Annotated in this window: 15 protein-coding genes; 3 read left to right on the forward strand and 12 right to left on the reverse strand. The window is 69.1% G+C overall.

What is annotated here, in order from left to right; all coding sequences use genetic code 11:
- The first annotated feature begins 21 nt into the window (after positions 1-21).
- Entirely contained in the window at positions 22-870 is an 849-nt protein-coding gene (locus tag CJ301_RS14170) for an SDR family oxidoreductase (RefSeq protein ID WP_099278040.1), read from the forward strand.
- Here CJ301_RS14170 and dxs read toward each other — a convergent pair.
- From dxs to CJ301_RS14200, 6 genes are all read right to left on the reverse strand, one after another.
- On the reverse strand, positions 867-2,807 hold the full coding sequence (gene dxs, locus CJ301_RS14175) for a 1-deoxy-D-xylulose-5-phosphate synthase (RefSeq protein ID WP_099278041.1): 1,941 nt from the start codon (positions 2,805-2,807) through the stop codon (positions 867-869). The genes CJ301_RS14170 and dxs overlap by 4 nt on opposite strands.
- Positions 2,808-2,824: 17 nt before the next feature.
- Positions 2,825-3,691 carry a polyprenyl synthetase family protein gene (locus CJ301_RS14180; protein WP_099278042.1) on the reverse strand — a complete coding sequence of 289 codons (867 nt, stop codon included), beginning with the start codon at positions 3,689-3,691 and terminating at the stop codon, positions 2,825-2,827.
- Positions 3,684-3,926: an exodeoxyribonuclease VII small subunit gene (locus tag CJ301_RS14185; RefSeq protein ID WP_099278043.1), complete on the reverse strand. Its 243-nt coding sequence runs from the start codon at positions 3,924-3,926 to the stop codon at positions 3,684-3,686. Before CJ301_RS14185 ends, CJ301_RS14180 begins: the two co-directional genes overlap by 8 nt.
- Positions 3,923-4,849: a histone deacetylase family protein gene (locus tag CJ301_RS14190; RefSeq protein WP_099278075.1), complete on the reverse strand. Its 927-nt coding sequence runs from the start codon at positions 4,847-4,849 to the stop codon at positions 3,923-3,925. The genes CJ301_RS14185 and CJ301_RS14190 overlap by 4 nt, the downstream gene beginning before the upstream one ends.
- Positions 4,850-5,002: 153 nt before the next feature.
- Complete coding sequence (locus CJ301_RS14195; protein ID WP_099278044.1) at positions 5,003-5,704, reverse strand: response regulator; 702 nt, start codon at positions 5,702-5,704, stop codon at positions 5,003-5,005.
- Entirely contained in the window at positions 5,704-6,210 is a 507-nt protein-coding gene (locus CJ301_RS14200; protein WP_099278045.1) for a MarR family winged helix-turn-helix transcriptional regulator, read from the reverse strand. The genes CJ301_RS14195 and CJ301_RS14200 overlap by 1 nt, the downstream gene beginning before the upstream one ends.
- Positions 6,211-6,365: 155 nt before the next feature.
- On the opposite strand from CJ301_RS14200, the gene CJ301_RS14205 reads away from it, so the two are divergent.
- Both CJ301_RS14205 and CJ301_RS14210 read left to right on the forward strand, forming a co-directional pair.
- Positions 6,366-7,235: a branched-chain amino acid aminotransferase gene (locus CJ301_RS14205; protein ID WP_099278046.1), complete on the forward strand. Its 870-nt coding sequence runs from the start codon at positions 6,366-6,368 to the stop codon at positions 7,233-7,235.
- 87 nt (positions 7,236-7,322) lie between these two features.
- Entirely contained in the window at positions 7,323-8,168 is an 846-nt protein-coding gene (locus CJ301_RS14210) for a formate/nitrite transporter family protein (RefSeq protein WP_099278047.1), read from the forward strand.
- Here CJ301_RS14210 and CJ301_RS14215 read toward each other — a convergent pair.
- The 6 genes from CJ301_RS14215 to mtgA form a co-directional block, all read right to left on the reverse strand.
- Positions 8,165-9,127: a DMT family transporter gene (locus tag CJ301_RS14215; RefSeq protein WP_099278048.1), complete on the reverse strand. Its 963-nt coding sequence runs from the start codon at positions 9,125-9,127 to the stop codon at positions 8,165-8,167. The genes CJ301_RS14210 and CJ301_RS14215 overlap by 4 nt on opposite strands.
- A 129-nt stretch (positions 9,128-9,256) precedes the next feature.
- Positions 9,257-9,442, reverse strand: coding sequence for a hypothetical protein (locus CJ301_RS14220; RefSeq protein ID WP_099278049.1), 186 nt, complete (start codon positions 9,440-9,442; stop codon positions 9,257-9,259).
- A 125-nt stretch (positions 9,443-9,567) separates the two neighbouring features.
- On the reverse strand, positions 9,568-10,785 hold the full coding sequence (locus CJ301_RS14225) for a PQQ-dependent sugar dehydrogenase (RefSeq protein WP_099278050.1): 1,218 nt from the start codon (positions 10,783-10,785) through the stop codon (positions 9,568-9,570).
- 19 nt (positions 10,786-10,804) lie between these two features.
- On the reverse strand, positions 10,805-11,869 hold the full coding sequence (gene queG / locus CJ301_RS14230) for a tRNA epoxyqueuosine(34) reductase QueG (protein WP_099278051.1): 1,065 nt from the start codon (positions 11,867-11,869) through the stop codon (positions 10,805-10,807).
- Between the two features lie 46 nt (positions 11,870-11,915).
- Positions 11,916-12,602 (reverse strand): FtsZ-binding protein FzlA, encoded by a 687-nt coding sequence (gene fzlA, locus CJ301_RS14235; RefSeq protein ID WP_099278052.1) that lies wholly within the window; start codon positions 12,600-12,602, stop codon positions 11,916-11,918.
- 48 nt (positions 12,603-12,650) lie between these two features.
- On the reverse strand, positions 12,651-13,424 hold the full coding sequence (gene mtgA / locus CJ301_RS14240; RefSeq protein ID WP_099278053.1) for a monofunctional biosynthetic peptidoglycan transglycosylase: 774 nt from the start codon (positions 13,422-13,424) through the stop codon (positions 12,651-12,653).
- Between the last annotated feature and the right edge of the window lie 95 nt (positions 13,425-13,519).

Consider the following 13,519-nt stretch of genomic DNA (forward strand, 5'->3'; position numbering starts at 1 on the left):
CGCATCGGGCACATATCCCGCATGAAAACGCTTCTCTCCTTCGGCCACGGCTATTCCGCCCGCGCCCTCGCCCGCCTCCTGCCCGACGACTGGCGCGTCATCGGCACGACACGCTCGGCCGACAAGGCCGAGGCTTTGCGCAAGGCGGGCGTCGAGCCCGCGATCTGGCCCGGCAGCGACCTGACACCCGCGCTCGACACGGCCACGCATCTGCTCGTCTCCGCCGCGCCCGATGCCGAGGGCGACCCGGTGCTGCGCGAATGGCAGGATGCCATCGCCGCGCGCGCGGGACGCTTCGCATGGGTGGGCTACCTCTCGACCACCGGGGTCTATGGCGACCGAAACGGCGACTGGGTCGACGAGGAGAGCGATCTGCGCCCGGCGACCAAGCGCGGCCGCGCGCGGGTCGAGGCCGAGGCGGCATGGCGCGCCATTCCCGGTCTGCCGCTGCACGTCTTCCGCCTCGCGGGGATCTACGGCCCCGGGCGCGGCCCGTTCGAGAAGGTGCGCCAGGGCACGGCCCGGCGCATCGTCAAGCAGGGGCAGGTCTTCAGCCGCATCCATGTCGAGGACATCGCGCAGGTGCTCAAGGCAAGCATCGACCGCCCGAACCCCGGCGCGACCTACAACCTGTGCGATGACGACCCGGCCCCGCCGCAGGACGTCATCGCCCATGCCGCCGAGCTTCTGCGCCTGCCGGTGCCGCCTGAGGTGGCCTTCGATGAGGCCGAGATGACGCCGATGGCGCGCAGCTTCTACGCCGAGTCGAAGAAGGTCCGGAACGACCGGATCAAGGACGAACTGGGGGTGCGGCTCATCCACCCCGATTACCGCTCGGGGCTGGCCGCGCTTTTGAAGGACGAGCGCTAGGCGCGCTTGCCCATCACCTCGACACCCAGCACCGAGAGCACCTTTTCCTCGATATGCCGGGCCGAAAGCCGCGCCGTCTCGTACATGTCCGCCGGGCTCGCCTGGTCGATGAAGATGTCGGGCAGCACCATGGAGCGGAACTTCAGCCCATGGTCGAACACGCCTTCATCCGAGAGAAGCTGCGCCACGTGGCTGCCAAAGCCGCCCACGGCCCCTTCCTCGAGGGTGATCAGCGCCTCGTGATCCGCCGCCAGCTTCAGGATCATCTCCCGGTCAAGCGGCTTGGCGAAACGGGCATCCGCGATGGTGGGCGTGATGCCGCGCGCAGACAGCGCCTCGGCGGCCTTCACCGCCTCCGACAGCCGCGTGCCGAAGGACAGGAGCGCGACGCGGCTGCCCTCCTGCACGATGCGCCCCTTGCCGATCTCCAAGGGCTGCGCCTCGGGCGGGATCTCGACGCCCACGCCCTCGCCGCGCGGAAAGCGGAAAGCGATCGGGCCTTCGTCATGCGCGGCTGCCGTGACCACCATGCGCGCAAGCTCCGCCTCGTCGGCGGCGGCCATCACCACCATGCCCGGCAGGTTGGCCATGAAGCCCACGTCGAACGACCCGGCATGGGTCGCGCCATCCGCGCCCACGAGGCCCGCCCGGTCGATGGCGAAGCGCACCGGCAGGCGCTGGATCGCCACGTCATGCACCACCTGGTCGTAGCCGCGCTGCAGGAAGGTCGAATAGATCGCGCAGAAGGGCTTCATGCCGCCCGCCGCGAGGCCCGCGGCAAAGGTCACCGCGTGCTGCTCGGCGATGCCCACGTCGAAGCAGCGGCTGGCATAGCGGTCCATGAACCGCGCAAGCCCCGTGCCATCGGGCATCGCCGCCGTCACGGCGACGATCTTGTCGTCCTTTTCCGCAGCCTTGATCAGGCTTTCGGAAAACACCGAAGTGTAGGAGGGCGCATTGCTCTTGGCCTTGGACTGCTTGCCCGAAACCACGTCGAACTTGGCCGTCGCGTGGCCCTTGTCGGAGGCTTCCTCGGCAGGGCCGTAGCCCTTGCCCTTGCGAGTGATCGCATGGATCAGCACCGGCCCGTCGGCGCGCGCCTTGACGGTGCGCAGCACCGAGAGCATCTGCTCCATGTCGTGCCCGTCGATCGGGCCGATATATGAAAAGCCCAGCTCCTCGAACAGCGTGCCGCCGATGGTCATGTGCTTGAACACGTCCTTCGCGCGCTTCGCCCCCTCCTGGAAGGGCGGCGGCAGGAAGGACACCGCGCCCTTGGCGAGCGCCTTGAACTCCTGAAACGGCGCGCCGGCATAGAGCCGCGAAAGATAGGACGACATCGCGCCCACGGGCGGCGCGATCGACATCTCGTTGTCGTTGAGAATGACGATCAGCCGCTTGCCGAGATGGCCCGCATTGTTCATCGCCTCATAGGCCATGCCCGCGCTCATCGCGCCATCGCCGATCACCGCGATGCAATCGCCGACGCTTTCGCCCTCAAGGCCCCGCCCGCCGAGATCGCGCGCCACAGACAGGCCCAGCGCCGCCGAGATCGAGGTCGAGCTATGCGCCGCGCCGAACGGGTCGTAGGGTGACTCAGATCGCTTGGTGAAGCCCGACAGCCCGTCCTTCTGGCGCAGGGTGCGGATGCGGTCGCGCCGCCCGGTCAGGATCTTGTGCGGATAGGACTGGTGGCTGACGTCCCAGATCACGCGGTCGCGCGGCGTGTCGAACACCGCGTGCAGCGCCACGGTCATCTCGACCACGCCCAAGCCGGCGCCAAGATGCCCGCCGGTCTCGCTCACCGCCGAGATCGTCTCGGCGCGCAGCTCGTCGGCAAGCCGCCTGAGCTCGGCATCGCTCAGCCGCTTCATGTCGGCAGGGATCTTCACCCGGTCAAGCACGGGGGTGACGGGGCGGTTCGGCGTCTGGGTCATGGCGAGCCCCCTGATGTTCAGTTGTCGCGCGCGATAACGAAGCGGGCAGTCTCGCGCAAGGTTGCCGCGCCTGCGCCATAGGGCGCGAGCGCGTCGCAGGCGGCTTCGACCAGCTCGCGCGCGCGGGTTTTCGCCGCATCGAGCCCGAGCAGCGACACGAAGGTCGCCTTGCCCGCACCCGCATCCTTGCCAACCGCCTTGCCCATCGTCTTCGCGTCCCCCTCCACGTCGAGGATGTCGTCCGCGATCTGAAAGGCAAGGCCAAGTGCTGTAGCGTAATGCCCCAGGGGCCGCGCATCCGCCCCCGCCATCACCGCCCCCGCCTCGGCGGACCAGCGGATCAGCGCCCCGGTCTTGCCCTGCTGCAGCTCGGTGATCTGGTCGAGGTCGAGCGGCCTGTCGGCGCTTTCGGCCATGATGTCGCGCGCCTGACCGCCGACCATGCCGGCGATGCCGCCCGCACGCGCGAGCGCGAGGCACAGATCGGCGCGGTGCGGCCCGACGGCCGGATCGGCGCAAAGCTCGAAGGCGAGGCTTTGCAGCGCGTCGCCCGCGAGGATCGCGGTGGCCTCGTCCCATGCGACATGCACGGTGGGCTGCCCGCGGCGCAGGTCGTCGTCATCCATGGCGGGCAGGTCGTCATGCACCAGCGAATAGGCGTGCAGCGCCTCGATCCCCGCGGCGGGCAGAAGCGCCGCCTCGCGCGTCACGCCGTGCAGCCGCGCGCCTTCGAGCACGAGAAAACCGCGCAGCCCCTTGCCGCCCACCACCGCGTGCTCCATCGCGCGCGCCACCGGCAGGTCGTGGCCTGCGAGCCGCGCGCGCAGCACATCTTGCGTCTCGCGCCCGGCCTGCGCCAGCGCGGCGCGGAACGCCTCAGCCATCGAGCGGCGCGGTGCCCTGCGCCTGCCCGTCGGGGGCTTGGGTGATCTTGGCGACCTTTTCCTCGGCTTCGGCGAGCTGCTTCTCGCAGCGCGCCTTCAGCTCGGCGCCGCGCTGGTAGAGCGCGATGGACTGGTCGAGCGCGACATCGCCGCGCTCCAGCTTGGCCACGACCTGCTCCAGCTCCTTGATCGCCGCCTCGAAGCTCATCTCGTTCACGGGTGTCGCGTCGCTCATCGTCCGCGTTCCTCCAATATCCTGACATGGGCGGCCACGCAGGCGCCCAGCGCCTCGAGGTCATAGCCGCCTTCGAGCGCGGAGACCACGCGCCTTGCGCAAAGATCCTCGGCCAGATCGCAGATCCGCGCGGTGACTTTGGCGAAATCCCCGGTCTCCAGCATCAGCCCGGCCAGCGGATCGGCGCGATGCGCGTCGAACCCGGCGGAGACGAGAATCAGCTCGGGCCCATGCGCCACGACCCGCGGAAACACCTTTTCCTCCAGCGCCGCCAGCAGCCCCGCCCCGTCGGTCCCTGCCCGCAGCGCCACGTTGACCACCGTGTCATGCGGGCCGGTGTCCGAGGGATCGCCCGTGCCCGGGTAAAGCGGCATCTCGTGGGTCGAGCAGAACAGGATGCGCGGATCGTCCTCGACGAGATCCTGCGTGCCATTGCCGTGATGCACGTCGAAATCGATGATCGCCACGCGGCTCAGCCCGTGATGGTCGAGCGCGTGCTTCGCCGCCGCCGCCACATTGCCCAGAAGGCAGAACCCCATCGCCGTCTCACGCTCGGCGTGATGGCCCGGCGGGCGCGTGGCGCAGAAGGCGTTGGCCGCTTCGCCCGACAACACGAGATCCACCGCCCGGATCGCGGCACCCGCGCCGCGCCATGCAGCCCCGAGGCTGCCGGGCGAAAGCCAGGTGTCGGCGTCGAGCTGATGCGTGCCCTGTTCGGGCAGATCCCGGCGCAGCGCGTCGAGATACGATCCGGGATGCACGCGCAGGAGGTCCGCCTCGGCCGCGAGGGGCGCCTTGACGCGCATGAGGTCGAACGCCTCGAGCGCGCCGAGCACCGCGTCGAGCCGGGCCACCTGCTCGGGATGGCCGGGGGGCGTCGCGTGGTCGAAGCCGTCGGGATGGGTGAGAAGCGCCGTGGTCATGACCGGCAGGCAAGCCCAGATCGGCGGCATGTGCAAGCGCCGGGAGGATCACCCGTCTCGCGGGTGGCCCATGGCGATTGCGTATTTGGAGAAAGATGAAAGGGCATGCGCTCCCCTGGTTCATCTTTCTCCAAATACGCAAATCCCGCCGGTTCAGTCGGGCGTCAGCATGTAACCTTCGCCGCGCACCGTCTGCAGGTAGCGCGGCTGGCGCGGATCGGTCTCGAACTTGCGCCGCAGCCGGGTGATCTGCACGTCGACCGCGCGCTCCTGGCTCTGGCCGTCGCCGCGGCCCAGCTCCTCGACCAGCTGCGCACGGCTCACCGCCTCGCCCGGCTGGGCGGCGAAGATCCGCATCAGCTGCGATTCGGTCGCGGTCAGCCGGATCCGGGTCTCGCCCTCCCACATCTCGCCGCGCGCCACGTCGTAGCGCACCGGGCCGAGCTCCAGCGTCGCCGCGGGTTCGGGCACGGCCTCGGGCGCGGGCTGGCGGCGCAGCACGGCGTTGATCCTCAGGAGCAGCTCCTTGGGATCGAAGGGTTTGGCGAGGTAGTCGTCGGCCCCGGCCTCGAGCCCCATGATCCGGTCGCCGGTCTCGCCCCGCGCGGTCAGAAGCAGGATCGGCACCGGCAGCGTCGCGCGCAAGGAGCGGCACAGCGAGATGCCGTCCTCGCCGGGCATCATCACGTCCATCACAATGAGATCGAAATCGAGCCCCGAGAGCAGCCGGCGCGCATGGCCCGCATCGCGCGCGCCGGTGACCAGATAGCCGTGTCGCGCGAGAAACTTCTGCAGCAGGCTGCGCAGCCGCGCGTCGTCGTCGACCACCAGCAGATGCGCGAGATCGGTGCTCATCAGCCGCCCCTTCCGGCCAGCGCCTCGTATTGGCGGCGGCTGTCGTCGTCCATCATCGCCTCGAGCACCTGCCGAAACCCCGCCACCGCGACCGGCCCGGCGGTGCGGTAGGCGGCGCGCATCCGCTCGCGCTGGGCGTTCGACAGCTCGCGTTCGAGCGCCGCGCCCTCCTCGGTCAGGTGCAGGTGCCGCTCGCGCCGGTCGCGCCGCCCCACCCGCACCTCGACCAGCCCCGCCGCGATCAGCGCGCGCAGCACCCGGTTGAGCGACTGCTTGGTGACGCCCAGAAGCGCCATCAGGTTCGACACGGTGGTGCCGGGAGAGCGGTGGATGAAATGGATCGCCCGGTGATGCGCCCGCCCCATGTCGCGGCTTTCGAGGATGCGGTCGGGGTCGGCAGTAAAGCCGCGATAGGCGAAGAACATCGCCTCGATGCCCTTCCTGAGCTGCTCGTCCGTCAGGAAGAGGAGACCCGATCCCCCCTGCGGCGCCGGTGCCTCGGCCATGCGCTGTCATCTCCCTTGGTCGCTCGACTTCGGGACACAATAAGTCAGCCTTGTTGACATTCCAAGGGCGAAGCACTAGCGATCTGCCCCATGAGGCGCAATTTTCGGTCTCGCAGGCCTGCGCCAGCCCCAACATCTTGACAGGGAGGCACGCCATGTCCGGTGGCTATGACGATCGCGACGGAAAGATCTGGCTCGATGGCCAGCTTGTGGAATGGCGCGGCGCGCAGGTGCATATCCTGACCCATGCGCTGCACTACGCCTCCTCGGTGTTCGAGGGCGAGCGCTGCTATGGCGGCAAGATCTTCAAGGGCGTCGAGCATTCCGAGCGGCTGCGCAGATCGGCCGAGCTTCTCGATTTCGAGATCCCCTATTCGGTCGAGGAGATCGAGGCCGCGAAATACGCGGTGCTCGAGGCCAATGGCTGGTCCGACGCCTATGTGCGGGCGCTGGCCTGGCGCGGCGCGGGTCCCGACATGGGCGTGGCTTCCTTGCGCAACCCCGTGCGCCTTGCCGTCGCGGCTTGGGAATGGGGCAGCTATTACGGCGACGCCAAGATGAAGGGCGCCAAGCTCGACATCGCCAAGTGGAAGCGCCCCTCCCCCGAGACCGCGCCGAGCCAGGCCAAGGCCGCCGGCCTCTACATGATCTGCACCATGTCCAAGCACGCCGCCGAGGCCAAGGGCTGCTCGGACGCGCTGATGTTCGACTATCGCGGCTACGTGGCCGAGGCGACCGGCGCCAACATGTTCTTCGTCAAGGATGGCGAGGTGCACACGCCGCTCGCGGATTGCTTCCTCAACGGCATCACCCGCCAGACCGTGATCGCGATGCTGAAGGACAAGGGCGTCACCGTGCATGAGCGCCACATCATGCCCGAGGAGCTCGAAGGCTTCGAGCAGTGCTGGCTCACCGGCACGGCGGCCGAGGTGACCCCGGTGGGGCAGATCGGCGATTACAACTTCGAGGTCGGCGCGCTGACCCGCGACGTGGCCGAGAGCTACGAGAAGCTCGTGCGCGCCTGACCCTGCCGCGCGGCCCGCATCGCCGGGCCGCGCTTTCCGGCGGGGCGCATCGCCTTACCTCTCCGCGGACAAACCGCAGGAGACCCCATGGACGACGCCCCGCATCGCGACCCCGAACATGCCGACCACGTGCGCAACGAGGCCGAGGCCGATGCCGTCAACGAGGCGAGCCATCTCAGCGCCCGGCTCGTCTATCATGTCGTGCTGCGCGAGGGCGAGGAGGAGCTGAAGCGGCCCCTCGCGGCGCTCGCATGGGCCGGCCTCGCGGCGGGGCTGATGATCTCGGTCTCGGTGATGGGCAAGGCGGTGCTCGCGGCGCATCTGCCGGACGCGCCCTGGACGACCTATGTCACCGCCTTCGGCTACAGCTTCGGCTTTCTGCTGGTGATCCTGAGCCGGATGCAGCTCTTCACCGAGGACACCATCACCACCGTGCTGCCGCTGCTGACCCATCGCGACGCCGCGACGCTGTGGCGGGTGGCGCGGCTCTGGGGGCTGGTGCTGGGGGCCAATGTCGCGGGCGCCTTCCTGGCGGCGGCCTTCTTCGTTCACAGCCCCGCCCTGTCGGCCGAGGCGGCGACGGCGATGGGCGATCTCAGCCTCAAGGCCACGTCGGGCGGCGCATGGGAAAACTTCTGGCGCGCGATTCCCGCGGGCGTGCTGATCGCGGCGCTGGTCTGGATGATCTCCTCGGGCGATCACGAGTATTTCTTCGTCATCACCGCCTTCACATGGCTGATCGCGGCGGGCGGCTTCCAGCACGTGATCGCGGGCTCGGTCGAGATGGCGCATGTGGCGCTGTCTGGTGCGGAGGACCTGCCCGCGCTGCTGGCGCGCTGGTTCCTGCCGGTGCTGGCGGGCAACGTGGTCGGCGGCACGGCGATCTTCACCCTTGCCGCCTGGGGCCAGGTCCGCCAGGAGGTGGAACGCTAGCCGTTCGGGCTCATCGCGCGGCGGCCCCGGCCGCGCTCCAGCCCGAGCTTGCGCTCGCGCCAGATGATGGCGATGCCCGCCGCCACGATGATCGCGGCGCCCGCCAGCATCGTCCAGGTCGGCACCTCGTCGAAGAGGAAATATCCCACGCCCAGCGCCAGCAGCATCGAGGCGTATTCGAAGGGCGCGATGAGCGAGGCGTCGGCGTAGCGGTAGCTCGATGTCAGAAAGATCTGCCCCACCCCGCCCAGAAGCCCCGCCAGCACCAGCAGCGCGAAGGGGCCGGGGCCGGGCAGCACCCAGCCGAAGGGCAGGGTCATGAGCGCCAGCACGCTCGCGGTGGTCGAGAACCAGAAGACGATCGCCGCCGTGCCCTCGGTCCGGGTGAGCTTGCGCACGAAGACCTGCGCCAGCGCCGCGCAGAGCGCGCCGCCCAGCGCCACCACCGCGCCCAGCGTCTCGGCCATGCTGAGCGGATCGGAGGTCACCGAGAGCCGCGGCGACATGACGATCAGAACGCCGGCCAGCCCCGCCCCCACCGCCGTGAGCCGAAACAGCCGCACCTCCTCGCCCAGAAACATCGCGGCCAGCACCACCACCATCAAGGGCGCGGCGTAGCCGATCGCGGTCACCTCGGGGAACGGCAGCAGCCCCAGCGCGGTGAAGCCGAGCCCCATCGCCGCCGTGCCGACGAGGCCGCGCCACAGATGACCCATCGGGTTCGGGGTCTCGAGCCCGTGGCGCAGCTCGCCGCGCCAGAGCAGCCAGGCGATGATCACCGGCAATGCGAAGAAGGAGCGAAAGAAGACCGCCTCGCCGGGCGGGACCACGTCCGAGGTGGCCTTGATGATCGCCGCCATGGCGACGAAGACGCAGACCGAGGCGACCTTGAAGCCGATGCCGCGCATCGGCTGTTGCGGCGGCGCGGCGGGAGAGGTGGCGGTGGCAGGGCGGGGCATGACGGATCCTTTCGCGCCGACCCTAGCCGGCTTCGCGGCGGGGGCAAGCGGCGCCCGGCCCGCGCGCGCTGCCCTGCCTGCAATCCGTCATGCAATGGTGTCGGGCCCCGCCCCCGGGGCCCGGTGGTCTCAGGCTTCGCGACCGCGCTCGATCCGAAGGAACTCGCGCATCCGCGCCGCGCCGCGGGCGCCGAGGCTGCGGGCATGCAGCCCCCTCACCGCCGCGTGCGGGGTCTCCTCGCGCTCGAGCCGCATGTATTCGCGGGCCCTGATCTCGCTGCGGTCCTTGGGCTTGTCGATCACGTGCTTGGTCATCGATATGTCCTCCGTTGGGGATATCGCGGGTCTGCACCCTAGCGAACCGATGCGATTCGGTCTGCTGTTTTCCCCCTGCCCCCCGGATCTGCGCCAATCGCCGCCCGAGAGGCAGGCCTTGGCGCCTACTCCTTGGGCGACATGCGCATGATCGCGCCCGCTTCGCTATCGATCAGGAACAGCACCGAGCCGTCATCGGCGATCTCCACGTCGCGCACCCGGCCATTGCCGCCGACGAGCGCCTCCTCACCGACCACGAGGCCCTCCTCGTTGATATCGAGCCGCACCACCTCTCCGGGGACGAGCGAGGCGATGACCAGATCGCCCTCCCAGCCCTCGAAGGCGTCGCCCTCGTAGAAGGCCATGCCGCCCGGCGCGATCACCGGATCCCAGTAATAGACCGGCTCCTTCATGCCTTCGGCGCGCGGCTCGCCGATACCCACCGGCTCGCCGTCATAGCGGAGGCCGTAGCTCACCTTGGGCCAGCCATAATTCGCGCCCGGCTCGGGGCGGTTCAGCTCGTCGCCGCCCGCGGGGCCATGCTCGATGGTCCAGTAATCGCCGGTGGAGGGCTGGATCGCCGCGCCCTGGATGTTGCGGTGGCCATAGGACCAGATCGCATCCTCGCCTTCCTGCCCGACAAAGGGGTTGTCCTCGGGCACCGAGCCGTCGGGGTTGAGCCGTACCACCACGCCGTAGGTGTTGGTGATGTCCTGCGCCATCTCGCGGTATTCGTCGGTGAAATGCTCGCCCGTGGTGATGAAGACGTGGCCTTCGCCGTCGAAGGTGATGCGCGAGCCGTAATGCATCGGCGCGTTTGCGGGCGGGCCCTGCACGAAGATGTCCTCGACCCCTTCGAGCGCGCTCATGTCCTCGGTGAGCGTGCCGCGCGCGGCGGCGGTGGCGACACCGCCGTCGACCGGCTTGGCATAGGTGAAATAGACCATGCGGTCGGAGCCGAAATCGGGCGAAAGCGTCACGTCCAGAAGCCCGCCCTGCTCGCGCGCGTCGATCTCGGGCAGGCCGGTGATCGGCTCGCCCACCTCTCCTTCGGCGGAGACATGGCGCAGGCGGCCGGGCCGCTCGGTCACGAGATAGCCGCCCTCGGGCAGCGGCGCGAGGCCCCAGGGCCGCTCCAGCCCGTCGGCAAAGGTTTCGACGGCGACCTCGGTCGCCTCCATCTTGGGGGCGTTGGCCTGTTCGGGGAAGGCGGGTTCGTAATCGGCATTGGCCGGGCCGCGATCGACCGGCTGCTTGACGCCGCCGTGATCGGCATCGGCGAGGGCGAGGCCGGGGGCCAGCGCGGCGATGGCGGCGATGACAAAAGGCGATTTGGCTTGCATGTCGGTCTCCCTGAGCTTGTCAGGGCACCGAGCTAGCCCCGTTGGCTGCCGCTTCCAGCCGCCTCACGGCCCATTGACCGGCTTCGGCCAATGTCGGATCGGGCTCGGCGGCAAGGTTTCGCGCCGTGGGCAGCAGGCCGGGGTCGCCGGAATTGCCGATGGCATAGGCGACGTTGCGCAAGAACCGGTCACGCCCGATCCGCTTGATCGGGCTGCCCGAGAACATCTCGCGGAAACTTGCATCGTCGAGCTTCGCCAGCTCGGCCAGGGGCGGCGCATCGACCTTGCCGAAATAGCGCATCTCGGTCGCTTCCTGGGCGAACTTGTTCCAAGGACAGATCGCGAGGCAATCGTCGCAGCCATAGATGCGGTTGCCCAAGGCTTCGCGGAATTCCTCCGGCACCGGCCCCTTGTGCTCAATGGTGAGGTAGGAGATGCAGCGCCGCGCATCGAGCTGGAAGGGTGCGGGAAAGGCGCCCGTCGGGCAGATGTCGAGGCAGCGCGTGCAGGAGCCGCATTTCTCGCGCGCGGGCGCGTCCACCGGCAGCTCCACGGTGGTAAAGATCGCGCCCAAGAACACCCAGTTGCCCACCGTCCGGCCCAGAAGATTGGTGTGCTTGCCCTGCCAGCCCAGCCCCGCGGCCTGCGCCAACGGCTTTTCCATCACCGGGGCGGTGTCGACGAAGACCTTGATCTCTTCCTCGGGGCACTGCTCCAGCAGCCAGCGCCCGACCCGTTTCAGCCGTTTCTTGACAAGATCGTGGTAGTCTCGGCCATGGGCATAGACGCTGATCGCGGCGCGATCGGGATGCTCCAGCACGTCGAGCGGATCATGGCGCGGGGTGTAGGCCTCGGCCAGCATGATGACGGAGCGCGCCTTTGGCCAGAGCGCGGCCGGGTCGCCGCGCCAGTGCATGCGCTCCTCCATCCAGCCCATCTGGCCGTGGCGGCCTTCCTCGACATAGGTGGCGAGCCGGGCGGCGGCCTCGGGGATGGCATCGGGACGGCAGATTCCCATCTCGGCGAATCCCTCGCCGAGCGCGGCCTCGCGCAGCCGGGTCTTGAGCGCCGCCCCCTGGTTCATCTTTCACCAAATACGCATTCGGGCCGCCTGCCCCAAGCGCTCCGTCTCAGAAATCGAGATCGGCGTAATGGGCGGGCTGCGGAAAGCCCGGCAGCTGGTCGGCCAGAAGCGAGCGGAAGGCGGGGCGCGACTTGATCTTGGCGTACCAGTCCTTGACCGTCTCGGAGCGGTTCCAGTCCACGTCCGAGATGTAATCGAGGCAGGACAGATGCGCCGCGGCGGCGAAGTCGGCGAGGCTGAGCTCGTTGCCCGCGAGCCAGCGGCGCTGATCCAGCAGCCAAGCCATGTAGTCGAGGTGATACTTGATCGCCCGCGCCCCGGCCTTGACGTTGGAGCTGTCGGGATAGCCGCCGCCCATGACCTTCTTGAACACCCGCTCGCCCAAAAGCTTCGAGGTCACCTCGCGGTGGAACTTGTCGTCGAACCAGCCGACGAGGCGGCGCACCTCGAATCGCGCCTCGGGCGATTGCGGCAGAAGCGGCGGATCGGGCTGCACCTCTTCGAGATATTCGCAGATCGCGCTGCTTTCCGACATGAGCCGGTTGCCGAGCTTCAGGATCGGCACCTTGCCCGCCGGGTTGCGGCGCAGGAACTCGGTGTCCTGCTCCCAGTATCTCTCTTCCACCAGCTCGACCTCGATCCGTTTTTCGGCGAGGGAGAGCCGCACCTTGCGCGAGAACGGCGAAAGCGGGAAGTGATAGAGGCGTTGCGTGGCGGGACGGGTGTTCTGCATGGCCCCTGTCTGCCGCAACTGACGCGCCGCTTCAATCCCGTGCGCGCATCACTCGAAGCAGTCGTCGCGCCCGTCGCGGCGGATGGTGGCGGCGCCGTCGCGGATCTGCCCGGCGCGCCTTTGCACGAAATCCGAAGGATCGGCGGCCGAGCGCCCCTTGGGGTCGGGCAGGATCGCGGCGAGACGGGCGGCCTGCACATCCGTCAGATCGGCGGCGGCAACGCCGAAGTAATGCGGCGCGGCGCGGCCCACGCCGAACACGCCCTCGTCGAACTCGGCGACGTTGAGATAGACCTCCAGGATGCGCCGCTTGGTCCAGACCGCCTCGACCGCGGGCGTCATCGCCGCTTCCAGCGCCTTTCTCGGCCAGCTGCGCCCCTGCCAGAGATAGACGTTCTTGACGGTCTGCTGGCTGATGGTCGAAGCGCCGCGATTGCCGCCCTGGGCCATGGCGGCACGGATCGCCTTGAGGTCGAGCCCCCAATGCAGGCAGAAATTGGCGTCCTCGGCGGCGACGGCGGCGCGGGCCATCACCGGGGCGATCTCCTCCATCGGCACCCAGTCATGGGCGATCTCGTCCAGCCGCGCGCGCTCGGAGAGCATGTAGGGGGTGATCGGCGGGTTCACGGTCGAGAACAAAAGGATCAGCGCGCCGATGAGACCGACAAGCGCGAAGGCCGCCCATAGCAGGCCCCGCACGACCAGCCGCCCCGGCGCGCGCGGGCGGGTTTCGGCGGGCTTGGCAGGCTTGGCGGCGGCCTTTCCCTTGCGGTTGCGCCTGGCCGCGGGGCCGGTCTTGGAGGTGTTCACGGGCTTGGCCATGCCGCCATAGACCGCGCCCGCCGGGGGTGGGTCAAGCCGAACATGGCGGCGCGAAAAAGGGCCGGTGCGTCACCGCACCGGCCCCTTCGTTCCTC

The organism is Limimaricola cinnabarinus (assembly GCF_002723615.1).
In the GTDB taxonomy this organism is placed as follows: domain Bacteria; phylum Pseudomonadota; class Alphaproteobacteria; order Rhodobacterales; family Rhodobacteraceae; genus Limimaricola; species Limimaricola cinnabarinus_B.